Origin of the sequence: Kluyvera sp. CHPC 1.251 (genome assembly GCF_036759945.1) — a bacterium.
GTDB classification, from domain to species: domain Bacteria; phylum Pseudomonadota; class Gammaproteobacteria; order Enterobacterales; family Enterobacteriaceae; genus Kluyvera; species Kluyvera sichuanensis.
In genome coordinates this window covers 96,150-123,040 of record NZ_JAPKIC010000004.1, presented here as the reverse complement: position 1 = coordinate 123,040, position 26,891 = coordinate 96,150, and the positions used below count along the sequence as shown (strand labels likewise).

Annotated in this window: 29 protein-coding genes; 14 read left to right on the top strand and 15 right to left on the bottom strand. The window is 54.1% G+C overall.

Annotated features, from left to right (window positions below):
- Nucleotides 1–94: 94 nt before the first annotated feature.
- The 4 genes from ghrA (at nt 95) to V6940_RS09715 (ending at nt 2,990) form a co-directional block, all read left to right on the top strand.
- Complete coding sequence (gene ghrA, locus V6940_RS09730) at nt 95–1,033, top strand: glyoxylate/hydroxypyruvate reductase GhrA (RefSeq protein WP_333495699.1); 939 nt, start codon at nt 95–97, stop codon at nt 1,031–1,033.
- Between the two features lie 66 nt (nt 1,034–1,099).
- Nucleotides 1,100–1,837, top strand: coding sequence for a phosphatase (locus V6940_RS09725; protein WP_333495698.1), 738 nt, complete (start codon nt 1,100–1,102; stop codon nt 1,835–1,837).
- A 19-nt stretch (nt 1,838–1,856) separates the two neighbouring features.
- The gene (locus V6940_RS09720) at nt 1,857–2,411 is read left to right on the top strand and encodes a TorD/DmsD family molecular chaperone (RefSeq protein ID WP_333012625.1); all 555 of its coding nucleotides are present in this window, start codon (nt 1,857–1,859) and stop codon (nt 2,409–2,411) included.
- Between the two features lie 96 nt (nt 2,412–2,507).
- Complete coding sequence (locus V6940_RS09715) at nt 2,508–2,990, top strand: DUF1097 domain-containing protein (protein ID WP_333495910.1); 483 nt, start codon at nt 2,508–2,510, stop codon at nt 2,988–2,990.
- A 73-nt stretch (nt 2,991–3,063) separates the two neighbouring features.
- Here the strand turns inward: V6940_RS09715 and csgD are convergent, their stop codons facing one another.
- The gene (gene csgD, locus V6940_RS09710; protein WP_442910806.1) at nt 3,064–3,714 is read right to left on the bottom strand and encodes a biofilm master transcriptional regulator CsgD; all 651 of its coding nucleotides are present in this window, start codon (nt 3,712–3,714) and stop codon (nt 3,064–3,066) included.
- Between the two features lie 1,015 nt (nt 3,715–4,729).
- The gene (locus tag V6940_RS09705; RefSeq protein WP_333495696.1) at nt 4,730–6,010 is read right to left on the bottom strand and encodes a hypothetical protein; all 1,281 of its coding nucleotides are present in this window, start codon (nt 6,008–6,010) and stop codon (nt 4,730–4,732) included.
- A gap of 509 nt (nt 6,011–6,519) precedes the next feature.
- Between V6940_RS09705 and V6940_RS09700 the strand changes: the two genes are divergently transcribed.
- Both V6940_RS09700 and ymdB read left to right on the top strand, forming a co-directional pair.
- Nucleotides 6,520–6,831: a hypothetical protein gene (locus V6940_RS09700; protein ID WP_333495695.1), complete on the top strand. Its 312-nt coding sequence runs from the start codon at nt 6,520–6,522 to the stop codon at nt 6,829–6,831.
- 71 nt (nt 6,832–6,902) lie between these two features.
- Nucleotides 6,903–7,460: an O-acetyl-ADP-ribose deacetylase gene (gene ymdB / locus V6940_RS09695; protein ID WP_333495694.1), complete on the top strand. Its 558-nt coding sequence runs from the start codon at nt 6,903–6,905 to the stop codon at nt 7,458–7,460.
- Here the strand turns inward: ymdB and mdoC are convergent.
- A complete protein-coding gene (gene mdoC / locus V6940_RS09690; protein WP_333495693.1) occupies nt 7,457–8,617 on the bottom strand; it encodes a glucans biosynthesis protein MdoC in 1,161 nt (386 codons plus the stop codon). The genes ymdB and mdoC overlap by 4 nt on opposite strands.
- A 254-nt stretch (nt 8,618–8,871) precedes the next feature.
- Between mdoC and mdoG the strand changes: the two genes are divergently transcribed.
- The 3 genes from mdoG (at nt 8,872) to V6940_RS09675 (ending at nt 13,342) form a co-directional block, all read left to right on the top strand.
- Nucleotides 8,872–10,425 carry a glucans biosynthesis protein MdoG gene (gene mdoG, locus V6940_RS09685; protein ID WP_333495692.1) on the top strand — a complete coding sequence of 518 codons (1,554 nt, stop codon included), beginning with the start codon at nt 8,872–8,874 and terminating at the stop codon, nt 10,423–10,425.
- Complete coding sequence (mdoH, locus tag V6940_RS09680) at nt 10,418–12,946, top strand: glucans biosynthesis glucosyltransferase MdoH (protein ID WP_333495691.1); 2,529 nt, start codon at nt 10,418–10,420, stop codon at nt 12,944–12,946. The genes mdoG and mdoH overlap by 8 nt, the downstream gene beginning before the upstream one ends.
- Nucleotides 12,947–13,120: 174 nt before the next feature.
- Nucleotides 13,121–13,342, top strand: a complete 222-nt coding sequence (locus V6940_RS09675; RefSeq protein WP_191091979.1) for a YceK/YidQ family lipoprotein — start codon at nt 13,121–13,123, stop codon at nt 13,340–13,342.
- Here V6940_RS09675 and V6940_RS09670 read toward each other — a convergent pair whose 3' ends face one another.
- The 3 genes from V6940_RS09670 to V6940_RS09660 all read right to left on the bottom strand — a co-directional run bounded on the left by V6940_RS09670 (nt 13,343) and on the right by V6940_RS09660 (nt 16,101).
- The gene (locus V6940_RS09670; RefSeq protein WP_185666439.1) at nt 13,343–13,717 is read right to left on the bottom strand and encodes a MysB family protein; all 375 of its coding nucleotides are present in this window, start codon (nt 13,715–13,717) and stop codon (nt 13,343–13,345) included.
- A gap of 105 nt (nt 13,718–13,822) precedes the next feature.
- Nucleotides 13,823–15,040: a multidrug efflux MFS transporter MdtG gene (gene mdtG / locus V6940_RS09665; RefSeq protein WP_333495690.1), complete on the bottom strand. Its 1,218-nt coding sequence runs from the start codon at nt 15,038–15,040 to the stop codon at nt 13,823–13,825.
- Nucleotides 15,041–15,180: 140 nt separating this feature from the next.
- Nucleotides 15,181–16,101, bottom strand: coding sequence for a Kdo(2)-lipid IV(A) acyltransferase (locus tag V6940_RS09660; protein ID WP_333495689.1), 921 nt, complete (start codon nt 16,099–16,101; stop codon nt 15,181–15,183).
- A 223-nt stretch (nt 16,102–16,324) separates the two neighbouring features.
- On the opposite strand from V6940_RS09660, the gene trhO reads away from it, so the two are divergent.
- Nucleotides 16,325–17,386, top strand: coding sequence for an oxygen-dependent tRNA uridine(34) hydroxylase TrhO (trhO, locus tag V6940_RS09655; protein WP_333495688.1), 1,062 nt, complete (start codon nt 16,325–16,327; stop codon nt 17,384–17,386).
- On the opposite strand, the gene V6940_RS09650 is transcribed toward trhO, so the two are convergent.
- The 7 genes from V6940_RS09650 to tatA form a co-directional block, all read right to left on the bottom strand.
- Nucleotides 17,383–17,496: a DUF2770 family protein gene (locus tag V6940_RS09650; RefSeq protein WP_185666435.1), complete on the bottom strand. Its 114-nt coding sequence runs from the start codon at nt 17,494–17,496 to the stop codon at nt 17,383–17,385. The genes trhO and V6940_RS09650 overlap by 4 nt on opposite strands.
- Nucleotides 17,497–17,551: 55 nt before the next feature.
- On the bottom strand, nt 17,552–18,670 hold the full coding sequence (gene solA, locus V6940_RS09645) for an N-methyl-L-tryptophan oxidase (protein ID WP_333495687.1): 1,119 nt from the start codon (nt 18,668–18,670) through the stop codon (nt 17,552–17,554).
- A gap of 137 nt (nt 18,671–18,807) precedes the next feature.
- Nucleotides 18,808–19,062, bottom strand: coding sequence for a biofilm formation regulator BssS (gene bssS, locus V6940_RS09640; RefSeq protein ID WP_035896892.1), 255 nt, complete (start codon nt 19,060–19,062; stop codon nt 18,808–18,810).
- Between the two features lie 281 nt (nt 19,063–19,343).
- Nucleotides 19,344–19,589, bottom strand: coding sequence for a DNA damage-inducible protein I (gene dinI, locus V6940_RS09635; protein WP_270501927.1), 246 nt, complete (start codon nt 19,587–19,589; stop codon nt 19,344–19,346).
- Nucleotides 19,590–19,660: 71 nt separating this feature from the next.
- Nucleotides 19,661–20,707 (bottom strand): dihydroorotase, encoded by a 1,047-nt coding sequence (gene pyrC, locus V6940_RS09630; protein WP_333495686.1) that lies wholly within the window; start codon nt 20,705–20,707, stop codon nt 19,661–19,663.
- 156 nt (nt 20,708–20,863) lie between these two features.
- A complete protein-coding gene (locus tag V6940_RS09625) occupies nt 20,864–21,424 on the bottom strand; it encodes a lipoprotein (RefSeq protein WP_035896888.1) in 561 nt (186 codons plus the stop codon).
- Nucleotides 21,425–21,609: 185 nt separating this feature from the next.
- Nucleotides 21,610–21,837 carry a Sec-independent protein translocase subunit TatA gene (gene tatA / locus V6940_RS09620; protein ID WP_333495685.1) on the bottom strand — a complete coding sequence of 76 codons (228 nt, stop codon included), beginning with the start codon at nt 21,835–21,837 and terminating at the stop codon, nt 21,610–21,612.
- Nucleotides 21,838–22,190: 353 nt separating this feature from the next.
- On the opposite strand from tatA, the gene rimJ reads away from it, so the two are divergent.
- The 4 genes from rimJ (at nt 22,191) to murJ (ending at nt 26,069) form a co-directional block, all read left to right on the top strand.
- Nucleotides 22,191–22,775 (top strand): ribosomal protein S5-alanine N-acetyltransferase, encoded by a 585-nt coding sequence (rimJ, locus tag V6940_RS09615; RefSeq protein ID WP_035896479.1) that lies wholly within the window; start codon nt 22,191–22,193, stop codon nt 22,773–22,775.
- 10 nt (nt 22,776–22,785) lie between these two features.
- Nucleotides 22,786–23,436, top strand: coding sequence for a YceH family protein (locus tag V6940_RS09610; protein ID WP_333495684.1), 651 nt, complete (start codon nt 22,786–22,788; stop codon nt 23,434–23,436).
- Between the two features lie 14 nt (nt 23,437–23,450).
- Nucleotides 23,451–24,365, top strand: a complete 915-nt coding sequence (locus V6940_RS09605) for a Gfo/Idh/MocA family protein (protein WP_333495909.1) — start codon at nt 23,451–23,453, stop codon at nt 24,363–24,365.
- A 168-nt stretch (nt 24,366–24,533) separates the two neighbouring features.
- Nucleotides 24,534–26,069 carry a murein biosynthesis integral membrane protein MurJ gene (murJ, locus tag V6940_RS09600; RefSeq protein WP_333495683.1) on the top strand — a complete coding sequence of 512 codons (1,536 nt, stop codon included), beginning with the start codon at nt 24,534–24,536 and terminating at the stop codon, nt 26,067–26,069.
- Between the two features lie 44 nt (nt 26,070–26,113).
- On the opposite strand, the gene flgN is transcribed toward murJ, so the two are convergent.
- Both flgN and flgM read right to left on the bottom strand, forming a co-directional pair.
- Nucleotides 26,114–26,542: a flagella biosynthesis chaperone FlgN gene (gene flgN, locus V6940_RS09595; protein ID WP_333495682.1), complete on the bottom strand. Its 429-nt coding sequence runs from the start codon at nt 26,540–26,542 to the stop codon at nt 26,114–26,116.
- A gap of 3 nt (nt 26,543–26,545) precedes the next feature.
- Nucleotides 26,546–26,839: a flagellar biosynthesis anti-sigma factor FlgM gene (gene flgM / locus V6940_RS09590; RefSeq protein ID WP_035896484.1), complete on the bottom strand. Its 294-nt coding sequence runs from the start codon at nt 26,837–26,839 to the stop codon at nt 26,546–26,548.
- Between the last annotated feature and the right edge of the window lie 52 nt (nt 26,840–26,891).

The following is a 26,891-nucleotide window of genomic DNA, read 5'->3' as shown; positions in this document are numbered from 1 at the left end:
CAGGCAAAAGAAATTTGTTATTCTGTTAAACCACAAAAATAATCAAAAACAGCGCCGATCCGTTCCGGTAACGGTGCACTAAGCAGGAGTCATTATGGAGATCATCTTTTATCACCCCACGTTTGATACCCCTTATTGGATTGCCGAGCTAAGCAAATTGCTGCCGAATGCCCGTATTCGCGGCTGGCAGCGTGGCGATGATGCGCCTGCCGACTACGCGTTGGTGTGGCATCCGCCGGTGGAAATGCTGCAAGGCCGCAGTCTTAAAGCCGTGTTCGCTCTGGGGGCTGGCGTTGACTCGATCCTCAGCAAGCTTAAGGCGCATCCGGAAATGCTGCCGGAATCTATCCCGCTCTTCCGCCTGGAAGATACCGGTATGGGCATTCAAATGCAGGAGTACGCGGTTAGCCAGGTGCTGCACTGGTTCCGTCGCTTTGATGACTATCAGGCGCTGCAGCGTCAGTCCAGCTGGCAGCCATTGCCGGATTACACCCACGACGAATTTACCGTCGGTATTATGGGCGCGGGCGTGCTGGGTTCAAAAGTCGCTGAGAGCCTGCTGGCGTGGGGCTTTCCGGTACGCTGCTGGAGCCGTAGCCGTAAGGAATGGCCGCAGGTGACGAGCTTTGCCGGGGAAGCCGAGCTGAATGCCTTTTTACAAGGGACGCGGGTGCTGATTAATCTGCTGCCTAACACTGCGGAGACGGTGGGGATTATTAACCGTCAGAATCTGTCCCAACTCCCGGATAATAGCTATGTGCTGAACCTGGCGCGCGGCGTTCACGTTGTGGAAGAGGATCTGCTGGCAGCGCTCGACAGCGGCAAGCTGAAGGCTGCAATGCTGGACGTCTTTAGCCGTGAACCGCTGCCGCAGGAAAGCCCGCTCTGGCAGCACCCGCGTGTGACGATGACGCCTCATGTTGCCGCCGTGACTCGCCCTAAAGAGGCGATTGCCTATATTGCCCGGACTATCACGCAGCTTGAGCACGGGGAACAGCCTGGCGGGCAGGTCGATCGCGTGCGTGGCTATTGATGCCTGAGGCTAATAAATACGAGGGTTTCCTGCTATCCTTGGCTTACCACGACAAAGGAGAATGTGATGTATCCTGTTGACCTGCATATGCACACCGTTGCCAGCACGCATGCCTATAGTACGCTGCACGACTATATCGCCGAGGCGAAGCGCAAGGGGATTAAACTCTTCGCCATCACCGATCACGGCCCGGATATGGCTGATGCCCCGCACTACTGGCACTTCGTGAACATGCGCATCTGGCCGCGCATTGTTGATGGGGTCGGGATCCTTCGCGGTATCGAGTCGAATATCAAAAACACGGCGGGCGAGATCGACTGCACCGGACCGATGCTGACATCGTTGGATTTTATCATTGCTGGTTTTCATGAGCCGGTTTTTGCGCCGCAGGATCAAGCGACGCATACCGAGGCGATGATTGCGGCAATGGCCAGCGGCCATGTTCATATGATTAGCCACCCGGGTAACCCGAAATTCCCGGTTGATATTCCGGCTATCGCAGCAGCAGCGGCGAAGTATCATGTGGCGCTAGAAATCAATAACTCTTCCTTTGTGAGCTCGCGCATCGGCAGTGAGAGCAACTGCCGTGCTATTGCTGCGGCCGTGCGCGATGCGGGTGGGTGGCTGGCGTTGGGCTCTGATTCACACACCGCCTTTACGCTGGGTGAATTTACCGAATGCCAGAAGATCCTCGATGCCGTGGAATTCCCACAGGATAGGATCCTTAATGTCACCCCACGACGTTTCCTGAATTTCCTTGAATCGCGCGGTATGCCACCGATTCCTGAATTTGCTGAATTTTAATGACTGAATGGATTAACCAATGAACGAGTTTTCAATCATCTGCCGCGTGCTTGGCTCGCTGTACTATCGTCAACCGCAGGACCCACTGCTAGTGCCGCTGTTTACCGTGATTCGTGACGGTAAACTGGCCGCGGACTGGCCACTGGAGCAGAATGAACTGCTGGCTCGTCTGCAAAAAAGCTGTGATATCCAGCAGATTGCCGCTGACTATAATGCGCTGTTCGTGGGGGATGACTGCAGCGTTTCACCGTGCCGTAGCGCGTGGGTAGAAGGGGCTACGGAAGCGGAAGTTCGCGCTTTTCTGACCGAGTGGGGAATGCCATTAGGGGACAGCCCAGCTGACCAGATCGGTACGTTGCTGCTGGCGGCTTCCTGGCTGGAAGATAAAGCGGAAGATGACGATACCGAAGCACTGGAAACCTTGTTTGGTGAGTTTATTCTGCCGTGGTTTGAAAGTTTCCTTGGCAAGGTTGAAGCCCACGCCACCACCGCGTTCTGGCGTACGATGGCACCGCTAACGCGTGAAGCCATTGCTGCGATGTGGGACGAACTGCAGGAAAGTGAAGAAGAGTGATTTAGATCACATATTCTATGCAACTGAAATAAAGATCATGAGCAATGTGTGCTCATGATCTCATCAAAAAGCCAGGCATCTGCTAAGATGCTAGCCATGAACGTTATCTTCGCTATTGCAATCACAACAGGCATTCTCTCCGGTCTTTGGGGATGGGTTGCCGTGTCTCTGGGTTTACTGAGCTGGGCTGGATTCTTAGGCTGTACGGCTTATTTCGCCTGCCCGCATGATGGGCTGAAAGCGTTGGCTATTTCTGCCTGTACGACAATGAGCGGTGTCATCTGGGCACTGGTTATTATCTATGGCAGCGCGTTGGCTCCCCATCTGGAAATTTTGGGTTACGTCGTGACGGGTATTGTCGCGTTCCTGATGTGTATCCAGGCGAAGCAGCTGCTGCTCTCGTTTGTTCCGGGTACTTTTATTGGTGCCTGTGCCACTTTCGCGGGGCAGGGGAACTGGCGTCTGGTCGTTTCGTCACTGGCTGTGGGTTTGATCTTCGGCTATGCGATGAAAAACAGCGGGCTGTGGCTGGCGAATCGTAAAGCTAAAGCGGAACCGTCGAAAGAATCGGCGCTGTAGTAGGCCTATCACATGTGAAAAGCGGCGGCAGGGGAATATCCTGTCGCCGCTTTTTTATTGCTGTGGTAGTGCATTAGTTCTTAAAATTATCATTCGCCCAGGACACTGCCTGGGTACGGTTCTTGACCGAGATCTTCTTAAATAGATGATATAGATGTGTTTTCACCGTGCTTTCGCTAATAAATAGCGACTGTGCAATTTCGATGTTGGAAGCGCCAATGCGCAGCTTGTTCAGGATCTCTTTCTCCCGGAATGTCAGGATCGTACTCTCCTGATTATCGTAACGATAATTACCGGAATGCATAATCAGGTAGCTCGCAAGCTTACGCGAAAAGTAGCATTCTCCCTCCATCACTTTCTGTAACCCTTTGACCAGAAAATGTTCTTCATCATGCGCATAAAAGATGCCGTTAATATGCGGCCAGCTTTCAATCTCCTGAAAAGCATAATCTTCTGGGGTATTGAAAAGTAAGAGCTTTATACCGCTATTAATTTTACAGAGTTCTTCCTGCCAGGCCTTCACCAGCTTTTTATCGATTTCGATCATGTCAAAAAGCACGATACCATCCGATAAATTATCCAGGCTAACCATATGAATATTAATGATTTTACTATTCATCCTTAACGTCTTTTTCAGGCTCTGAGACAGGGCACAGGACTGAAGTGACGGCCTGGTGATGAGTGAAAGAGTCTGGTTCGTTAAAGTGAGCTCTTTTTGCATGATGAGACCCCTAATATTTTTACAGCAGGCAAAATTATAAAGGTATCTTGTTAAGCATTACTGAAATGTGGCTGCTGTTTTGACAAATGTTAAGAATTAATAATTAAAAGACATGTCTGCTTAATTTAAAATTTAGACGCTACCAATTCTAAAGCAAGAAATAATCGTGAAACAAGATGTAAAAATAAATTGCAAAATGTAAATTTAACGTATTTCTTAAGCTTTTAACATCATATCTTAATGATCATACATAATCTCTTTGTTTGTTCTTAATTTGCTGTTATTTAAGGTTTTTATGTCTTATTGAAATTGTCTATCAGCCTTCTCTTATCAATATTGTATGATGAATTTCCGTGATATTTGTCGTTTTTAACACTTTCGTTGTGCCCGCGATTTTTTAACGCTTTGTTTTCTGGTTAAGTTATCCGAATGCAGGTGATAGTGAGCTGTTAATACTAAAGGTTGATACTATGAAAATTAAATCAAACTTTATTATGAGATCCTCATGCTTATCAAATATGCATACTCATCCATATAGCATCGAGACCAGCATTATATCGATGTAAGAACTTTACATATTTCTATGACGATACCATTGACATGGTGAGGCGGTATATCTTCACGATATTTTATAGAGCGACACATCCCGTCTAAATGCAGAATAACGAACCCGCAAGTAATTGTGATAATTACTCATGGCTCTGACACTGGCATTTATTAATAAACACAATCTTTTTGATTGTTTGTGGATGGCTGTTTGTTTTATTCGCCCGCATGTCGTTTGTTTTTCATTATGTTTGCAACCTCTTGATTAAATGATCATTCGACTTCTTGAATGTTGATTTCTATCGCCTGGAAAATTTGTAATTTATGAACGGGTGTCGTGATGAATACCGACCTGAATTTATTGATTAGCGAGCGATCGGTTATTACGGCAATAGCACACAGCAACTAATAACGCGTGAAAGGGCTTATCATGAAAATGAAGCAAATCGCCATAATAGTGGCGCTCACCGTTTTATACCCGGCAACCACAATATATGCCGTAGCGGCGAATGGTAACGGCGGTGGTAATAGCGGTCAGAGCGGTAACGGCAACGGTAACAACGGCAATGGAAATGGCAATGGAGGCGGTGGCAACGGAAGCGGGAATAATGGTAACGGGAACGCGAATGGCAACGGTGGCGGCGGCGATAACGGTGGCAGTGGTCACGGTAACGGCGGCGGCAACGGCGGTGGTAACGGCGGTGGCAACGGAGGCGGTAACGGCGGTGGCAACGGAGGCGGCAACGGCGGCGGTAACGGAGGCGGCAACGGAGGCGGTAACGGAGGCGGCAACGGAGGCGGCAACGGAGGCGGCAACGGCGGTGGTAACGGAGGCGGCAGCGGAGGCGGTAACGGAGGCGGTAACGGCGGTGGCAACGGAGGCGGTAACGGCGGTGGTAACAGCGGCGGTGGCAGCGGAGGCGGCAACGGCGGTGGCAGCGGAGGCGGTAACGGCGGTGGCAGCGGAGGCGGTAACGGCGGCGGCAGCGGAGGCGGCAACGGCGGTGGCAGCGGAGGCGGCAACGGAGGCGGTAGCGGCGGTGGCAGCGGAGGCGGTAACGGCGGTGGCAGCGGAGGCGGTAGCGGCGGTGGCAGCGGAGGCGGTAACAGCGGCGGCCACGGCGGTGGCATTGGTGGCGGTATCGGCGGTGGCATTGGTGGCGGTATCGGTGGTGGTATTGGTGGCGGCATCGGCGGTGGTCACGGTGGTGGCATAGGCGGCGGTGTCGGTGGTGGTATTGGTGGCGGCATCGGCGGTGGTCACGGTGGTGGCATAGGTGGCGGTGTCGGTGGTGGTATTGGTGGCGGCAACGGCGGTGGTCACGGTGGTGGCATAGGCGGCGGTGTCGGTGGTGGTATTGGCGGTGGTCACGGTGGCGGTGTCGGTGGTGGTATTGGCGGTGGTCACGGTGGTGGTATTGGTGGCGGCAATGGCGGTGGTCACGGTGGTGGCATAGGCGGCGGCAACGGCGGTGGTCACGGTGGTGGCATGGGCGGCGGTAACGGCGGCGATCACGGTGGCGGCATGGGCGGCGGTATCGGCGGCGGTCACGGAGGTGGCATGGGCGGCGGTAACGGCGGCGGTCACGGTGGTGGCATGGGCGGCGGTAACGGCGGCGGTCACGGAGGTGGCATGGGCGGCGGTAACGGCGGCGGTCATGGTGGTGGCATAGGCGGCGGTAACGGCGGCGGTGAAGGTGGCGGACACGGTGGTCACGGTCACGGGCATGGAGGCGGTAACGGCGGCGGCCATGGTGGTGGCATAGGCGGCGGCAATGGCGGTGGCAATGGCGGTGGCAATGGCGGTGGTAACGGCGGTGGTAACGGCGGCGGCAATGGCGGCGGCAACGTAGGTGGCAACGGTGGTGGCAATGGAGGCGGCAACGGCGGTGGCAATGGAGGCGGTCGGACAAGCGGAAGTCCTGGCGCAACGACAGGTTCATCAGATAGCTTTGTGAGCCTGAGTTCGACAGTAACGCCTTGTAACCAACCGGGTCCATACGGTTGTAATTACCGTTAACGAAAAGTTTATGGGGCCGCAACGTTATCCGTTGCGGCCTTTTTATGTTTCTTTTCCACTACTAGAGTAGGGGATTGCTGATAGTATTATTTCTAAACATACAAAATATCTATATAAAAGATGCTTGAAATCAACGAGTAAGGACACTAATGTTAGTGTAATGTTTACAAAATGTGTATTCAGCGCGGATTTCAGATCAGGAAGTATTGATTCACGGACGATCTTGAATGAGGGGCGTTGTCATGCAAACATTCGGTCACTATTTCAGCCTATCTCTTCCGCTGCTGACTCTGCTGTGCAGCGTTCAATCACATGCGGCGTCTGACGGCATCATCCATTTCACTGGACAAATTGTCGAGTCTCCTTGTGACTACCAGGCCAATGCTCGGCAGGTCAGCGTAAGCTGTTTTGAAGCAGGAAAGTCGCGCGTAGAGACAATAAATGTCAAAGATTTATTTCAAGGTCGTAAAATGACCAATGCGAAAACAACCGCCAGCTTACGTTGGGTGAACCCTGAAAAAAATCTGGCAATATTGACAGTAGAGTATCAATAACCTGAAACGAAGTTGCGGTCAGCGTTGTCTATGGTAGACAATATTTTCGTTTTAGTCAGAGGATAGTTAGCATGACCGTACGAATTCAGGTGCAGCAAGGAGATATTACCCACCTCGAGGTGGATGTTATCGTCAATGCCGCCAATCCCTCATTAATGGGCGGTGGTGGCGTAGATGGCGCCATCCATCGTGCTGCGGGCCCAACGTTGCAGGAAGCCTGCGCGGTTGTCCGTCAGCAGCAGGGAACCTGTCCACCAGGGCATGCGGTAATCACCCATGCGGGAAACCTGAAGGCAAAAGCGGTGATTCATACCGTAGGTCCGGTCTGGCAGGGCGGGGGAGAACACGAAGCCTCATTGTTACAAGAGGCTTACCGCAATAGCCTTCAGCTGGCGCTGGATAATGGTTATCGCACTATCGCTTTCCCGGCTATCTCAACGGGAGCCTACGGATATCCAGCAGAAGCGGCGGCTGACATTGCCGTTAGTACGGTGGCGGCATTTCTAACCCGTCGCAGCCTGCCGGAAATTGTCTATTTTGTCTGTTTTGATGCAGCAACAACACATTTGTATCAGCACTTACTCAGCCAGACCCGGATCCCAGGCCTGGCTAATGATGCCAACACTTAGTGACTGGCCACCTGTGTTTTCGCTGCTTTTTGCTGCGACTTCCCGGAAAAGAGGAAACGCAGCAGGGGGATCCGCAGGTGGATCTCGTAGAGAATTAACGCGCAGCCCACCACGAATACCAGGCCGGTCAGGAAGCCCAACGTATTTGAGCTAATGGTCGGCATGATCCAGGCACCGAAGAACAGCGTCAGTGGGTGGTGCACCAGGTAGATAAATAAAGAAGCATTGACGAAATAGGTCACGCGGGCGGACTGGAAGTTCAACATACGATGCCCAAACGAAAACACTACGTTGACCATCCATACTCCCAGCACCATCGTAATCACATATTCCGTTTCATACATCCATGCATCACCGGAGCCAAAGTGCTGGTTCAGGCGGTAGGCAATAAACCCGAACAGCGCCGCGACAATGCACCATGGTGATGGGGTAGTAAACAGCGTTTTCAGCTTCGGATGAATAAAGGCCAGCGCCCCAAGAATAAAGAAAGGCACATAAAACAGCGTCTGCATGACTACAAAGTTGAATAAGCCATCGCTGAGAATCGGTGGGTAAAGCAGGAAGATAGTCCGGCGAATGGCACCATAAACAATCCCCAATGCTAAAAACATCAGAGTAAGCTTCGCCATCGACATATTATCAAACAGGTCTTCACGCCGGCGGATCTGACGCCGACGCATCAGGCGAAACGCCAGAATGCCGAGGGATGTCAGCACCACCAGAACTAATAGGAACCATAGATGCGACACCAGCTCCCACGCCAACGTATTATATTTGTCGTAGAAAGAGAGCGTATGCCAGCTTTCCGTCTTACCCTTAACGTACTGCAGCATTAGAAATTGCGGTAACGTCAGAAGAGGGATGGCGGTGAGCATCGGAATACCGACGCGCTCCACGCGTACTTTCCACCATTTTTTGATCGGATAACGCAAATACAGCATATAGGAAAAGTAGCCGGAGATAACAAAGAACACCTGCATGCGGAAAGCATGAACAAAATCATTGAATAACGTCAACCACCAGGAGGGGGTAGCGCTGTTCATATGCCAGGTGTGGCTGGAGTAGAGTAGGGAGATGTGAAAGGGTATCCCCAGGAGCATCAGCCAGGCTCGAATGGAGTCGAGGAAATATTCACGCTGTGCGGGTTTGTTATTCATAGGGTTAGGTACGATTCTCAGACTAATCGCCTTACCGGATAAGACGATAAAGTTTACATTCGTTGGCAACCCTACACTAACTCTGGTTACCTGTCTCCAGGATAAGCACTCAAAGTGCAAGCAGCGGTTAACAGTTGTTTACTCCATAAGCCACTGCGCTGAAGAATACGGGGATTATGTTGTCGGATTGCTTGAATTTCCAGTAAAATGGATCGGATCGATTTAAGCACACAAAGGGGGAAGTGCTTAGTTATATGAAACATAAACCACAGATGATGAAACTGCGCTGGTTAGGCGCAGCCGTAATGTTGTCCCTGTGTACTTCATCTGCATGGGCATTCACTATTGATGACGTTGCAAAGCAGGCAAAATCGCTGGCTGATAAGAGCTATGAAGCACCAAAAAGCAACCTGCCTTCCGTCTTCCGCGATATGAAATATGCGGACTACCAGCAAATCCAGTTTAACCACGATAAGGCGTACTGGAATAAGATAAAGACCCCATTCAAGCTCGAGTTCTACCATCAGGGTATGTACTTCGACACGCCGGTGACCATTAACGAAGTCACGGCGACTTCCGTGCGTAAAATTAAGTACAGCCCGGATTACTTCACCTTCGGTGACGTTCAGCACGACAAAGACACCGTGAAGGATCTGGGTTTCGCTGGTTTTAAAGTGCTGTACCCAATTAACAGCAAAGATAAAAACGACGAAATCGTCAGTATGCTGGGTGCCAGCTATTTCCGTGTTCTGGGTCAGGGCCAGGTTTATGGTCTGTCCGCTCGCGGTCTGGCCATCGATACCGCATTGCCGTCCGGTGAGGAGTTCCCTCGCTTCCGTGAATACTGGATTGAGCGTCCAAAAGCCACCGACAAACGTCTGACTATCTATGCGCTGCTGGATTCTCCACGTGCAACCGGGGCTTATCGCTTCGTTATTATGCCAGGCCGTGACACCGTGGTTGACGTGCAGACCAAAATTTACCTGCGCGATAAAGTGGGTAAGTTGGGCGTGGCGCCGTTGACTAGTATGTTCCTGTTCGGGCCAAACCAGCCATCCGCGACGACCAACTATCGTCCAGAACTGCATGACTCCAACGGTCTGTCTATTCACGCCGGTAATGACGAATGGATCTGGCGTCCGCTGAACAATCCTAAGCACCTTGCCGTCAGCAGCTTCGCGACCGAAAACCCACAGGGCTTTGGTCTGCTGCAGCGTGGCCGCCAGTTCTCTCACTTTGAAGATCTGGACGACCGCTACGATCTGCGCCCAAGCGCGTGGATCACGCCGAAAGGTGACTGGGGTAAAGGGACCGTTGAGCTGGTTGAAATTCCGACCAACGACGAAACCAACGATAACATCGTCGCTTACTGGACGCCGGACAAGCTGCCGGAAGCTGGTAAAGAGATGAACTACAAGTACACCATCACCTTTACCCGTGACGAAGAGAAATTGCACCCGACCGATAACGCGTACGTGATGCAGACTCGCCGCTCTACCGGTGATGTGAAGCAGTCCAACCTGATTCGTCAGCCGGACGGCACGCTGGCCTTCGTGGTTGATTTTACCGGCGCAGATATGCGCAAGATGCCGCAGGATACGCCAGTTACGGCGCAAACCAGCATTGGTGACAACGGTGAAATCGTCGAAAACAGCGTACGTTACAACCCGGTAACGAAAGGCTGGCGTCTGATGCTGCGCGTGAAGGTGAAAGATCCGAAGAAAACCACTGAAATGCGCGCTGCGCTGGTCAACGCTGACCAGACGCTGAGTGAAACCTGGAGCTATCAGCTGCCTGCAAATGAATAACACAACGAAGTATATCGACGCATTGTCGCTTACGGATGCAGAAAAAGCGGCGCTCCCGAACAGTTCGCTTCGTGCCGTGCACGAAGCGCTGGACGATGAGCACCAGGCATTTGCCCGTGATGATGACACGCCGCTGGCCTCGGTCAAGGCGCGTCTTGAAGAGAGCTGGCCAGATTCTCTGGGCGGCGATCAGCTCATCAAAGACGATGAAGGGCGCACCCAGCTGCAGGCCATGCCGAAGGCGACGCGCTCCTCAATGTTCCCGGATCCGTGGCGTACCAACCCGGTAGGCCGCTTCTGGGATCGTCTGCGTGGCCGCGACGTCACGCCGCGCTACCTGTCTCGTCTGACGAAAGAAGAGCAGGAGCGCGAACAGAAATGGCGTATGGTGGGCTCGCTTCGCCGCTATACCCTGCTGATTCTGACGATTGCGCAGACCGTCGTGGCGACCTGGTACATGAAGACTATTCTGCCGTATCAGGGCTGGGCGCTGATCAACCCGGCAGATATGGTAGGGCAGAACCTGTGGGTCTCCTTTATGCAGCTGTTACCATACCTGCTGCAAACCGGGATCCTGATTCTGTTTGCCGTGCTCTTCTGTTGGGTCTCAGCCGGTTTCTGGACGGCCTTAATGGGCTTCCTGCAACTGCTGATTGGCCGCGACAAGTACAGCATTTCGGCCTCAACGGTCGGTGATGAGCCGCTGAACCCGGAGCACCGGACGGCGCTGATTATGCCTATCTGTAACGAAGACGTGTCTCGCGTATTCGCCGGTCTGCGTGCCACCTGGGAGTCGGTGAAAGCCACCGGCCAACAGAAGCACTTTGACGTTTACATCCTGAGTGACAGCTACAACCCGGATATCTGCGTGGCAGAGCAAAAAGCCTGGATGGAACTGATTGCTGAGGTGCAGGGCGAAGGGCAGATCTTCTACCGTCGTCGTCGTCGTCGTATGAAGCGTAAAAGCGGTAACATCGATGACTTCTGCCGTCGTTGGGGTAATCAGTACAGCTACATGGTCGTACTGGATGCCGACTCCGTCATGTCCGGCGACTGCCTGACCAACCTGGTGCGTCTGATGGAAGCGAACCCGAACGCGGGTATCATTCAGTCTTCCCCACGCGCTTCCGGGATGGACACGCTGTACGCACGCTGCCAGCAGTTTGCCACACGCGTTTACGGGCCGCTGTTTACCGCGGGGCTGCACTTCTGGCAGTTGGGTGAATCCCACTACTGGGGTCACAACGCCATTATCCGCGTGAAGCCGTTTATTGAGCACTGTGCGCTGGCACCGCTGCCGGGCGAAGGTAACTTTGCCGGCTCGATCCTGTCGCACGACTTCGTAGAAGCGGCGTTGATGCGTCGTGCAGGGTGGGGCGTCTGGATTGCCTACGACCTGCCGGGTTCTTATGAAGAGCTGCCGCCGAACCTGCTGGATGAGCTAAAACGTGACCGTCGCTGGTGTCAGGGTAACCTGATGAACTTCCGCCTGTTCCTGGTGAAAGGGATGCACCCTGTTCACCGTGCGGTGTTCCTGACTGGCGTCATGTCCTACCTCTCCGCGCCGCTGTGGTTTATGTTCCTGGCCCTGTCGACCGCACTGCAGGTGGTACACGCATTGACCGAGCCTCAGTACTTCCTGCAGCCGCGTCAGCTGTTCCCGGTCTGGCCGCAGTGGCGTCCTGAGCTAGCGATTGCGCTGTTCGCCTCGACGATGGTACTGCTGTTCCTGCCGAAACTGCTGAGCATCATTCTGGTGTGGTGCAAAGGGTCGAAAGAGTACGGCGGTTTTGTCCGCGTAACGCTCTCCCTGCTGCTGGAAGTACTGTTCTCCGTGCTGCTGGCACCGGTTCGTATGCTGTTCCATACCGTTTTCGTGGTCAGTGCGTTCCTGGGCTGGGAAGTCGTATGGAACTCGCCGCAACGTGACGATGACTCCACGCCGTGGAGCGAAGCCTTTATGCGCCATGGTTCCCAGCTGCTGTTGGGTCTGGTGTGGGCAGTAGGTATGGCATGGCTCGACCTGCGCTTCCTGTTCTGGCTGGCGCCGATCGTCTTCTCGCTGATCTTGTCACCGTTCGTTTCGGTGGTCTCCAGCCGTTCAACTAACGGCCTGCGTACCAAGCGCTGGAAGCTGTTCCTGATCCCGGAAGAGTACAACACGCCGAAGGTGCTGGCCGATACCGAAACGTATCTGGAGCAGAACCGCGCTCGCGTGCTGGACGATGGCTTTATGCATGCGGTATTTAACCCATCGTTGAATGCTCTGGCAACGGCAATGGCTACCGCGCGTCACCGTGCGAGCCACGTGCTGGAGATTGCGCGCGATCGTCACGTCGAGCAGGCGCTGAACGAAACGCCGGACAAGCTGAACCGCGATCGTCGTCTGGTGCTGTTGAGCGACCCGGTAACGTTGTCGCGCATGCACTATCGCGTGTGGGCGGCTCCGGAGAAATACTCGTCGTGGGTAGCAGAGTACGATAAGCTGCAGCTAAACCCGCTGGCGCTGAAAGCCAAATAGTGCGGTGCGTCCCCGGCGGCGCTTCGCTTGGCCGGGCTACGTAACCTGTAGCCCGGACGAGGTGCGAAGCACCGACTCCGGGGAAATCTCAGCACCAATATTTGCCGTAAGGAAATACCGGCCATCAAGCCGGTATTTTTTTGTCTGTTTAATGAGGTAAACGACGTGATAAGAATGATACTGGTCGCCGCCATGGCGATAATGCTTACCGGATGCGGCAGCATTATCAGCCGGACGATCCCGGGCCAGGGCCACGGAAATCAGTACTATTCGGGTGTGAAGTGGGATCTGCGCGACTCTGCCTGGCGCTACGTCACCATTCTCGATCTACCGTTCTCGCTGGTCTTCGACACGCTGCTGCTGCCGATTGACGCGAGCCATGGTCCTTACGAATAATTAACGCTCGTCCCACTCATCGGCGGCGGTCTGGCCCTCTTCGGTATCCTGCGAGGGCTCAAGCTGATATTCCCCTTCATCCCATTCGTGCAGCGTATTTTCTTCCAGCCATTCCTGACGCAGTTCTATCTCGTCAAAATCACCGTCAAATACGCTTTGTGCTGCCTCACCGCTGAGCATCGGCACGCACTCGCCTTCTTCATCCTCTTCAGCGAAGAACTCGGCCTGCCACATGATGTCACCATCCTGTAGTATGTACTTTTGCATATTGAACTGCTCTACGTCCGCTTCATCTTCCTCAAGTCCGGGGTTATCGGCGAGGAACGTTTCACGTGCCGCATCAATAGCTTCTTCGAGCGTGGCGTATAAAGTCATCTCAACTCCCTGCAATGTGATGAGGTATTCAGGGAAATAATAGCTGAACTTTTGAGTTGTACACGCCCGGCGATTTGATTTAACGCAAACCGCCGGACGATACGTTTAAGATCGAGAAGGGACAGGGCTGCGACGCAGGCTAAAACCGGTGTAAATGGCGTTGAACAGCACGACGGCGGCGGTTACGCAGAAGACCGCGCGGAAGCCGTAGTTTGCCGATACCGCAGCGCCGATCAGCGGCCCGGTGACGTTACCAATATCGCGGAACGACTGGTTATAGCTGAAAATACGGCCAGCAATCTGGTTGCTGGAGTTATAGACCAGCAGCGTTTGCAACGCAGGCAGCAGCGCGCCGTCGGCGGCACCCAGCAGGAAGCGCAGGATACCGAGCTGCAGTGGGTTCTGCACAAACGACATCGGGATCAGCAGCAGCACGGAGACTACCAGCGCCACGATAAGAATTTTTTCCGGGCCAATACGGTCACCGAGCTTACCTAAACGCGGCGCACAAATTAGCGCCGCCACGCCGGGCACCGAGGCTATCATACCGCTGACAAAGGCAATATTGCTGATATTCCCGGCAAGGTCGCGTACATAGAGCGTCAGAATAGGGGCAATAGAGCCGGTGGCGACCTGGATAATCAGCGTGGTGACGAACAGGCTCAGCACCAGTTCGCGGTTTTTCAGCGAGCCAAACACCTCTTTGACGTGCAGCATCTCTTTTTTCGATACCGGCGTGAACTGCTCGCGGATAAAGAACAGCGTCATCACGAAGCAGACAAACAGCACCGCGGCGGTCATAAAGAACACCGGACGCAGGCCGTAGTTATCGGCAAGAAAACCGCCAGCAAGCGGCCCCAGCAGCGCGCCGCTCACGGCACCAGTCGACAGCGTGCCCAGCGCCCAACCGCTCTTGTGACGCGGAATTTGGGTGGCAATCAGCGCGTTGGCGTTAGGAATAAATCCCCCCAGCAGCCCAAGCAGTGCGCGCAGAATCAGAAACTGCCAGATATTCTGCGCCAGCCCCATGAACAGCATGACGATTGCCATACCTAGCGCCGAGCGCAGCAGCATGATTTTACGCCCTTTGCGGTCGGCCAGGCCGCCCCATAGCGGTGACGCGATGGCAGAGAACAGGAAGGTGATACTGAAGACCAGACCGGACCACATATTCAGCGAGCTGTGGCCGGTGACGCCGAGCGATTCAACGTAAAGCGGCAGGAAAGGCATGACCAGGCTGAATGCCGCACCGGTTAAAAAACAGCCGAGCCAAACGACAGCGAGGTTACGCTTCCAGTTAATGGGGGCTTCTGAGGGTTGCATAGGGTTCCGCAGGCGAAATGTCGCCAAAAGAGAATGTATTTATAAGCCTGCTAATTATGCTCCTGTGTTCATATCACTGCAATGTGGTCCGCTTTTAAAGCTTAAACAAAAACGCGCAGCCGGCGCTGCGCGTGAAAACATTAGTACAGTGAAGGTGCCCCTTCCGGGCGCGTTTTAAAGCGCCGATGCAGCCACATGTATTGCTCTGGGGCCATCATGATGCATTTTTCGACGATGGTGTTCATCCACGCGGCGGTGGCTTCGGCATTTTCCAGCGGCGGGTCGCATTCCGGTTCGAGGATAATCAGTTCGTAGCCTTTGCCGTTCGGTTTACGGCGCGGTACAAAGGGGACCACGCACGCTTTTGACATTTTTGCCAGCATCCAGGTGCCGGAAGTCGTGGCGGCATCTTTCACGGCGAACAGCGGTGCGAAGACGCTGGCGCGCGGGCCGTAGTCGTGGTCTGGCGCATACCAGATAATTTCGCCGTTTTTCAGTGCGCGGACCATGCCTTTCAGGTCTTTACGGTCAATCATATCTTTGTTTGACCGCATACGACCCCAGGTTTGCAGCCAGTCGATAACCGGATTATCGTTAGGCCGGTAGACGCCAATTCCCGGGTTATGAATACCGAACATGCGGGCGCCCATTTCCAGCGTCAGGAAGTGAATGCCGATCAGCAAAACGCCGCGGCCGGAATCCTGCACGGCGCGGATATGCTCAAGGCCGCTGGCATCCATCCAGCGGTTGACGCGCTTAGTCGGCCAGAACCAGGCGATCCCGGTCTCCATCACGCCCATCCCTACCGACTCAAAATTCTTAACCACCATCTGATGGCGTTCAGCTTCGCTCTTTTCCGGGAAGCAGAGCTCAAGATTGCGGTACGCAATTTGGGCTCGACGCTTCATCAGTCGCAGGGCCAGTCGGCCGATAGCGTTCCCGAGGCGATAAATAACCGGATACGGCAGTTGAACAACTAACCAGAGCACACCGACACCCAGCCAGGACGGCCAGTAGCGGGGGTGCAGCAACGCTGTGGTGAATTTAGGTAACTGGGTCATGTCTTTCCTGTTATTACGAGCAACTGGCTCTATTGTCGCACTATTTTTCCGTCAGCCAAAACGACCACGTCACGACTGTTGTCTATTCATACAACTATTTTGCAGAGCATTAGTAATGGTGAAGAGAATGTAGCGCAAAATGTGGGGATGTAAATTAACGATGATTGCTATATCATGCGCCCCGATTATTCCCATCCATTCTATTTTGCAGGATAAGAACACCATGCCAGTGTTACATAACCGCATTTCGAATGAGACGCTGAAAGCGAAGATGCTGGCAGAAACTGAGCCACGCACCACCATCTCATTCTATAAGTACTTCACCATTGTTGATCCAAAAGCGACGCGTGATGCGCTGTATGTCGCGCTTTCCGCGCTAAATGTCTTTGGTCGCGTTTACCTGGCTCGCGAGGGGATTAACGCGCAGATTAGCGTACCGGAGAGCCAGGTTGAGGCGCTGCGTGACTGCCTGAACCGCTTTGACCCGGCGCTAAAAGACCTGCGTCTGAACATTGCGCTTGATGATGACGGGAAATCGTTCTGGGTGCTGCGCATGAAAGTTCGTGAGCGTATCGTGGCCGATGGGATCGACGATCCGACGTTTGATGCCAGCAACGTGGGTGAGTACCTGAAAGCGGCGGAAGTGAACGCCATGCTCGATGACCCCGACACGCTGTTTATCGATATGCGTAACCACTACGAGTACGAAGTAGGACATTTTGAACAGGCGATGGAGATCCCGGCCGACACTTTCCGCGAGCAGTTGCCGAAAGCGGTTGAGATGATGCAGGAGCATAAAGACAAGAAAATTGTCATGTACTGCACCGGCGGCATTCGCTGTGAAAAAGCCAGTGCCTGGATGAAGCACAACGGCTTTAATCAGGTCTGGCATATCGAAGGCGGCATTATTGAGTACGCCCGTCGCGCTCGCGAACAGGGGTTACCGGTACGCTTTGTGGGTAAAAACTTCGTCTTTGACGAGCGCATGGGCGAACGGATTTCCGACGATATCATTGCCCACTGCCATCAGTGCGGTACGCCGTGCGATAGCCACACCAACTGTCTGAACGATGGCTGCCACCTGCTGTTTATTCAGTGCCCGACCTGTGCGGAGAAATACGAAGGCTGCTGTAGTGAAAGCTGCCAGGAAGAGCACAAGCTTCCTGAAGAGGAGCAGCGTCTGCGTCGTGCCGGGCGTGAAAACGGCAATAAGATCTTTAATAAATCGCGCGGTCGCCTGAATACCCATTTAGGTATCCCGGATCCGCAGACCCAGAACGATTAATTGAAGTAGAGCCAGGCGATGTCGAGCAGCGCTAGCAGCAGCCAGAGCATCAGATACAGCATCAGGTGTTCGCGGACGTTGTTGAGCAGAAAGTAGAACAGGCGACGCATAGCATTCTCGATATAACGGCCCTGATGATTCAGGGCCGTTTTTTTTAGGCTTTCGTTAGCCGTTAAAGCGGGACAGCGCAAACGGCGATAAATCATATTCCGGCGTTTTCTGCTGTGCGAACTGCGCGGCAATTTCCCCCAGAACGGTGGCGAACTTAAAGCCGTGACCGCTCAGGCCACCGATAAACAGCACATCGGGCTGGCCGGGCAGGGTGTCGATAATAAAATCTTCATCCGGCGTGTTGTCATAGGTACAGGCCGCGCCGTACAGACAGCCGCCAATGCCTGGCAGTATCTGCCGTAGGAAACTGAACGCTTCGGAACCGTCGGTGGCGACGCTCCCAAACGCTTTACGCTCTTCCGGGCTGTTGATGACCTGACCGCCGTTGTGTTTACCGATCTTCAGCTCATTCTCCACCGCCGGGAAACCGTAGAACTGGTCGCCGTTTGGCAGCTCGCCGGTAAACGCCGGGAAGTTGTTTTTGCGGCTGTAGCGACCGTCGGCCTGGAACCAGGCAAACACTTTGCGCACTGGTTGGATAGGCAGGTCAGGATAGAGTTGTTTGACCCAGGTTCCTGCCGTCAGCAGCAGTTTTTTGCCGCGCCAGCTTCCCTCGGAGGTCTCAATGGTTACGCCGTTCTCATCGCGATGAATAGCGGTAACCGGGCAGTTGAAAAGCTGCGCGCAGCCAGCGTCTTTCGCCATTGCAATCAGCGTTTTCACCGCCAGTTCGCTTTTCAGCACCCCTGAGCCAGGCTCAAAGATGGCCCGGTAGTCTGCGGGGACGCGAATTTCGGGCCAGCGGGACATGACCGCCGCGGCATCAAGATGTTCAACGGGCAGAGAGAACTGTTCAGCGCTCTGGGCGACGGTGTTCAGAAAGGTGGAGTTAGCGGGGCCAAGGTTAACGACGCCGCTCTGTTCAAACAGCGCTTCGCCGCTGGTTGCGGCAAGTTCGTCCCATAGCGCCTGGGCGCGAAGGACCAGCGGGACGTATTTCTCACCTTCACCGTAGGCGTGGCGCATCAGACGGGTATCGCCGTGATGACTTCCTTGCTGATGAGGTGGCATATGGGCATCGGTCATCAGTACATTTAAACCCGCTTTACGGGCGTAATAACCTGCCGCAGCGCCTACGGAGCCGCTGCCAATAATAATAAGATCGTATTCCATAGTGATTCCCGACACGATGATAAAGCGCGAAGCCAGAGACTGGTAGAGTAATTAACCGACAGTTGTTATACAAGGGTGAAAATAATTAAGGCACCCGTAGGTGCCTGTTGGTCGTTAATACGACGAAAGTATCAGCGTTAATGCCTGCGATACTCATTGACCTGGTAATCGCCAGACTCAATCTTGGCAATCCCGGCTTCCAGTATGGAAATAAACTGACGTGCGACATCGGTGGTTAGCCACAGGGTCTGGCCAACTTCAGCTTCTTTATTGCTCGATTGATTGGGGTCTTGGTAGTGCAGGCGCAGCATCATGGCATCGTAGCTATCAACGGTGCTGATGTCCCATCCGACGAGGGGATGGGTCTGGATGACTTCATTATTCTTTTCCATCATAACCCCTTCTTCATGTGTTAAAAGGCAACAACTCTCGAGGTTCAATGCAATTTTTTGTGAAGCTTTATCAGTATACAACAATTCAATAAATACTCGAGAATTGAAATCAAAAGCAACATAAATTCCTGAATAGACCGGTCGTTCGCGCAATAAACAACCATATTGTTCATTGTTTTTGCGGCTAATCTAAAAGATGGGGATAAATGAGGAAATAACAAGCAGAAAAGAACGAAAAAAAGCCGGGGCGACCCGGCAAAAACACAATGAGGGAGCAAATCTTAATCGGTGATGAACCAGTCGTCCGCGCTCTCCCAGGTTTCCTGGAGGATCTCGCTGATGCGGTCTTTATCTTCTTTAATGCCGCCGATGACGGAGAGGTTGTTGTTGGCCGCGTAGCGCACGCTGACGGTGCCTCCGCTGTCCGGGAATTGGTCGTTAATACGGCGGGAAAGTTCGTCTGCCAGCGCGTCTAGCGCCCCTGCAGGCAGTGCAGTGGTTTTTGCAACGGTAACTTCAATACGCATAATTGCCCCCTGTGTAATATACTGTATATTTATACAGTTACCTTGCGAGTTTTACAACAGGGGGCGCGAAATTATTTTTTCACCGTCCAGCGCAGCGTTTCACCGGCCAGGAATGGCACCAGCGTATCGTCGCTGAGCGCGATGGTTTCGGCAACCTGGCTCTCTTCGCGTACCAGTTCGACAAAATCCTCGTTTACTGGCAGGCCGTAGAAGCGCGGGCCGTTCAGAGAGCAGAAGGCTTCAAAGTGCTGCAGCGCGTTCATCTCTTCAAATACGGTCGCGTAGCTTCCCAGCGCCGTCGGGGCGTTGAAGCAGCCTGCGCAGCCGCAGCTTGCCTCTTTGCGGTGACGTGCGTGTGGGGCGGAATCGGTGCCGAGGAAGGCGCGGGTAAAACCGCTGGCAACCAGTTCACGCAGCGCCTGCTGGTGGATATTGCGCTTAAGGATTGGCAGGCAGTAAAGGTGAGGGCGTACGCCGCCTACCAGCATATGGTTACGGTTGAACATCAGGTGCTGAGGGGTAATGGTGGCGGCAATCAGTTCGTTGCCGTCGCGCACGTACTCCGCGGCATCTTTGGTGGTGATGTGCTCGAAGACGACCTTCAGGCCCGGCAGGCGTTGGCGCAGCGGCTCCATCACGGTGTCAATAAATCGCGCTTCGCGGTCGAAAATATCAATATCTGCGTGGGTGACTTCACCGTGCACCAGCAGCGGCATTCCCAGTTTTTCCATGCGCTCAAGCACTGGCATAATCGCATCGGTGCTGGTGACGCCGTGGCTGGAGTTGGTGGTGGCATTCGCCGGATACAGTTTCGCTGCGGTGAATACGCCTTCGTTAAAACCGCGCTCCAGCTCGTTCGGATCGAGGGTGTCGGTTAAGTAGCAGGTCATCAGTGGCGTGAAGTTGTGCCCGGCCGGCACAGCGTCAAGGATGCGCTGGCGGTAGGCGATAGCTGCATCCACAGTCGTAATTGGCGGAACCAGGTTCGGCATGATAATTGCGCGGCCATACAGTTCACTGGTATACGGGACAACCGTTTTTAGCATCTCGCCATCGCGAAGATGGATATGCCAGTCGTCTGGGCGGCGAATTTTCAGAACTTGCGGTAATGCGGTCATTTGAGGCTCCGGCTGGTGGGATATCAGTCATTTTTTGCCGGGCACTAAGGATAAGCGGAAACGTTTTCCTTTGCATCCTTTTCCGTGAAATTTGTTTGCAAAAGAAGAAAACCCTCTCCTTGAGGGGAGAGGGTTTAAAGGGGGCGTTCCGGGAAATTAGTCCGTGAACGGGATAATGATCTCGCCCGGTTTCACCTCAATACCCTTGGCAAATTTCTTCGCCAACGCTTCACCCTGGCTGGCATCTTCTTTCAGCACGTAGGCCGGCTGTTTGTTGAAGTAGGTGCGCAGCGACTGGTTGAGGTAAGGGATCAGCGTCTGTACCACCGTCTGCATCTTCTCCGGCGTTACTTTTGCATCCTGGATCTCCATCTCCTGAAGGTAGATGGCGCCTTGCTCTTTGTTGAACACCGGCAGCGCTTTCAGCGTCAGGGCGATATTCGCTTTCTGGCTGCCAAAGAGGGAGTTCATATCCAGTTTGGCATCGCCGCTCAGTGTCACTTTGTTCGGCTCTTCACGACCAATTGCGCTGGAGAGGTTGCTCAGGACGATATGGGCATCGGCGACGCCGGGCACCCCAATATCTTTCGAGAAATTATTCCGCTTCTGTAACGCCTGGTTAATCTCCTGCTCGCTAACGGAGTATTGCGTGAGTTGATTACAGCCAACTACCAGGCCGCTAACGATCAGTGCGGCAATAACAAACAATTTTTTCATGAGGTTCCTCAAGGTAAAGCGTTCGGTGCATCCTGACATAAAGCAGCATACCCTGTTAGTAGAACTCTGACAGCGGAAAATGCTGAAAGTGCCGTAGCGAAGGCGCTGGAGGCCATGCCATGGGCGGATTTTACGACGGAACGTTTACCTGTAGTTTCATTCAGCGGTCTTTATGCGGTGCAATATCAGCCTCGTTTTTGTTTGGTGTCAGTGGCCTCAGCATTGCCCTGTGTGGTTTTCTCATTGAGAAAATCGGCATCATTTTCAGCATGATTGTCATCGTTCATCGCTTTTTTAAACCCTTTCAGCGCCGCACCAAAATCGGAGCCCAAAGAGGCAAGTTTTTTGGTACCGAATAACAGAACAACAAGAACGACAATCACTAACAGTTTGGTGACGCTAATTTCGCCCATCATGGCACCTTAAATAGAAAAAGCAGAGAGAATAACCGTCGGCGTAATGAACAGGCCGCCTGAGTATTTGGGATGCGAATTTTCGCAAATCCGAGATTAATTTATTTGTCTCTTAATGGCATTGATTTCGCAACGTTCGTCTTTATGCATGAGGGCGCGTAATGTCACGGCTCGTGATAAAGAGAGAAGCGCGGTAACATCTTCATTTTGCCGGACTATCTCACTTTTTCACGTATTGCCAGCGATGGGGCTTTTTTATCACAATGCATCATGACAGATTGTTGTTTTCATTGACCGCCGTGGGCAGGTAGAGTGAGACGACCAGGGTATATGTTGGGTACAGGAGTAGTGAGATGTTTGGCTATCGCAGTAATGTGCCGAAAGTTAGGTTGACCACCGACCGGTTGGTGGTGCGTCTGATTCACGACCGGGACGCCTGGCGTCTGGCCGACTATTACGCCGAGAATCGGCAATTTTTAAAGCCCTGGGAACCGATTCGTGACGACAGTCATTGCTATCCTTCCGGCTGGCAGGCGCGTTTGTCGATGATTAATGAGTTTCATAAGCAGGGAACGGCGTTCTATTTCGCGTTGCTTGACCCGGAAGAGAAAGAGATTATCGGCGTGGCGAACTTCTCCAACGTAGTGCGCGGCTCGTTTCATGCCTGTTATCTCGGCTACTCCATCGGCCAGAAATGGCAGGGGCAGGGGATGATGTATGAAGCGCTGACCAGCGCGATTCGCTATATGCAGCGCACTCAACATATTCACCGTATTATGGCCAACTACATGCCGCATAATAAGCGCAGCGGCGACCTGCTAGCGCGACTGGGCTTTGAAAAAGAAGGCTACGCAAAAGACTATCTACTGATTGACGGTGAATGGCGCGATCACGTGCTGACGGCGTTGACCACCCCACAATGGACTGCAGGTCGATAAGGAGACCCGAATGAAATATCAACTGAGCCCGCTGGAAGCCCGCGTCATTGGCTGTTTACTGGAAAAGCAGGTCACGACGCCGGAGCAATATCCGCTATCGATAAACGGCGTGGTCACGGCCTGTAATCAAAAAACTAACCGCGAGCCGGTGATGACCCTCAGCGAAGCGGAAGTGCAGGATCAGCTGGATACGCTGGTGAAGCGTCATTACCTGCGCACGGTGAGCGGGTTTGGCAACCGCGTCACTAAGTACGAGCAGCGCTTCTGCAACTCCGAATTTGGCGATCTGAAGCTGTCGACGGCGGAAGTGGCGCTGGTCACCACGCTCTTGCTGCGCGGTGACCAGACGCCTGGCGAGCTGCGCGGTCGTGCGCAGCGCATGCATGAATTTGCTGATATGGCGGAAGTGGAGAATACGCTGGAACGTCTGGCAAACCGCGAAGATGGCCCATTTGTGGTGCGTCTGCCGCGTGAGCCGGGTAAGCGGGAAAGCCGCTATATGCATCTGTTCAGCGGTGAGGTTGATCTTCAGGCGGTAGCGACCGAGAGCGATGCGCCAGCGGCGGACGATAGCCTGCTGGCCCGCGTCGAGATGCTCGAAGGGGAAGTTGCCGAACTTAAACAGCGTCTGGATTCACTGCTGGCGCACCTCGGGGAGTAAGTCTTATGGCGAAGATTCGCATTGGTGTGGTGGGGCTTGGCGGTATTGCGCAGAAAGCCTGGCTGCCGGTATTAAGCGCCGCCACGGACTGGACGCTGCAGGCTGCGTGGTCACCGGGTAAAGAGAAAGCGCTGAAGGTGTGCGAAACCTATCGCCTGCCTTATGCCGACTCATTGAGCGCATTAGCCGCCCAGTGCGATGCGGTCTTCGTGCACAGTTCTACTGCATCGCACTATGCGGTGGTGAGTGAGCTGCTGAACGCTGGCGTCCACGTCTGCGTGGATAAACCGCTGGCCGATAAGCTTGACGACGCGGAACGGCTGGTGGCGCTGGCTGCGCGGAAAAACCTGACGCTGATGGTCGGCTTCAATCGCCGCTTTGCCCCGCTTTACCGCGAGCTGAAAAAGCGCGCCGCAGAGATGTCGTCGTTACGGATGGATAAACACCGTGCCGACAGCGTTGGCCCGCACGACCTGCGCTTTACGCTGCTCGACGATTATCTGCACGTGGTCGATACCGCACTGTGGCTGGCGGACGGGAAAGCGACGCTGCGCGATGGGGTACTGCAAACCACTGACGAAGGGCATATGTTTTATGCCGAGCACCATTTCAGCCAGCCGGGGCTGCAAATTACCACCAGCATGCACCGCCGGGCAGGCAGCCAGCGCGAGTGGGTGCAGGCGGTGGCCGACGGCGGGCTGTTTGAGGTGTCGGATATGCGCGAGTGGCGCGAGGAACGCGGGTCCGGCATTGTAACCCGGCCGATTCCTGGCTGGCAGACGACCCTTGAACAGCGCGGCTTTACCGGCTGTGCGCATCATTTTATTCAGTGCGTGCAGAATCAGACGGTTCCAGAGACGGCGGGAGAGCAGGCGATAGCGGCGCAGCGGGTAGTTGAAGGACTGTGGCGTGAGGCGATCCGCGAATAGGTCACGCATAATGCCGGATGGCGCTGCGCTTATCCGGCCTACGGCTTCCCAGAGCAACCTGCTGTAACATCTGGCAGTAGCAATTCATCCCGAACCCGGTAGACTAACGCCACTTTTTTAGCGCTCATCCATCGGGCGCTTTGATCCGGGTTGTGGAATCACAAGTTAATGAATCTATTAAAATCGCTGGCTGCCGTCAGCTCGATGACGATGTTTTCGCGCGTACTGGGATTTGCGCGTGACGCTCTGGTAGCGCGAGTCTTTGGTGCCGGGATGGCGACCGATGCCTTTTTTGTGGCCTTTAAGCTGCCGAACCTGCTGCGCCGTATCTTTGCCGAAGGCGCGTTTTCGCAGGCGTTCGTGCCGATTCTGGCCGAATACAAAAGCAAGCAGGGCGAAGAAGCGACGCGCGTCTTCGTCTCTTACGTCTCGGGCCTGCTGACGCTGGTATTGGCGCTGGTTACCGTTCTGGGCATGTTGGCGGCGCCGTGGGTGATCACCATTACCGCACCGGGTTTTGCCGACACCGCAGATAAATTTGCGCTGACGACCCAGCTGCTGCGCATTACCTTCCCCTATATTCTGCTGATTTCCCTGGCCTCGCTGGTCGGAGCGATTCTCAACACCTGGAACCGTTTCTCGGTGCCAGCGTTTGCGCCGACGTTCCTTAACGTCAGCATGATTGGCTTTGCGCTGTTTGCCGCGCCGCACTTCCATCCGCCGGTTCTGGCGCTGGCGTGGGCGGTAACCGTCGGCGGCGTGCTGCAGCTGGCTTATCAGCTGCCGCACCTGAAAAAAATTGGCATGCTGGTGCTGCCGCGCGTCAATTTCAAAGATGCTGGCGCGGTACGTGTGGTGAAACAGATGGGCCCGGCGATTCTTGGCGTTTCCGTTAGCCAGGTCTCGATGATCATCAACACCATTTTTGCCTCCTTCCTCGCTTCCGGTTCTGTGTCGTGGATGTACTATGCCGACCGTCTGATGGAGTTCCCATCCGGCGTACTGGGCGTGGCGCTGGGGACCATTCTGCTGCCGTCGCTGTCGAAAAGCTTTGCCAACGGCAACCACGATGAATACTGCCGTCTGATGGACTGGGGTCTGCGCCTGTGCTTCCTGCTGGCGCTACCGAGCGCCGTTGCGCTGGGTATTCTGGCCAAGCCGCTGACCGTCGCGCTGTTCCAGTACGGTAAATTCACCGCCTTTGATGCCGCCATGACCCAGCGTGCGCTGGTGGCCTACTCTGCGGGGCTTATCGGCCTGATTATCGTGAAGGTGCTGGCACCGGGCTTCTATTCGCGTCAGGACATTAAAACGCCGGTCAAGATTGCTATCGTTACCCTGATTATGACTCAGCTGATGAACCTCGCGTTTATCGGCCCGCTGAAGCATGCGGGGCTGTCGCTGTCGATTGGTCTGGCGGCCTGCCTGAACGCCGCGCTGCTCTACTGGCAGCTGCGTAAACAAAAAATCTTTACCCCACAGCCGGGCTGGAGATCGTTCCTGATCCGTCTGATTTTTGCCGTGCTGGTGATGGCAGGGGCGCTGCTTGGCCTGCTGCACGTAATGCCGGAATGGTCACAGGGCGGGATGCCAATTCGCCTGCTGCGTCTTATGGGAGTGGTTGTGGTCGGTATCGTTGCTTACTTCGCCGCGCTGGCGCTGGTAGGCTTTAAGATTAAAGAGTTTGCACGCCGTACGGCGTAATAGAAAGGCACTGCGCGGGGCACATTCTGTGGCCCCGCCGCAATTCAGACGGAATATTTCTTCGCGCTGCGCGCCACCGGGGCACCCGCTGCCTGACCATCCTTGCCGTAAAGTCCGGTTTCCTGGAAAGGCTTAAGCACATCAATCGCCTGCTGGTTACGAAGGATCTGTCCTTCCAGCAGCCAGCCGTTATGCTGATTAAGACGACGCAGATGCTGCGTGGTCTCGGTAATCACCTGCCAGCGGTCGCTATATGTTTCGCGCGTTTCACGCTGGGCGTCCTGTTCGACGCGACGCTGCTTCTCCAGATAGTCTAACGTTGCCAGCAGAGAGCTTTTCTCTTCGGTGATGCTGGCAAGCTGCAGGCCGTTAACGCTGCCTGCGGAGAGCTGCAGTTGTTCAGCATCCATCACCGCTTTCAGCGAGTTCAGAATGCTGGTCATTTGGTCCAGTATGGCTGACAAACCGCTCATCTCTTATTTACTCTGCAGATAATCTTGTGTGTCCTGGATCAGCGCGTCGGCGATTTTGCCGGTGTCCATTTTTAACTCGCCGTTGCGAATAGCCGTTTTCAACTCTTCAACGCGCGCCATATTAATATCGCCGGCAGAGGAGCGGGTTAACGCCGTCTGGGCGTTACTTAACGTGACGCTGGCGCTGGTTGCCGTCGCCGTTTTTTCCGCACGCACTTTCGGAGCGCTGGTCTCAGGGGTTTCGCGTTGCTGGACGCTGGTCACCGCTTTCAGAGAAGATGTACGATCGATGCTCATGGTTCTTTCCTCATTGAGGCTCTTGTATGGCGCAGGCGCCGACTCTCTTAAA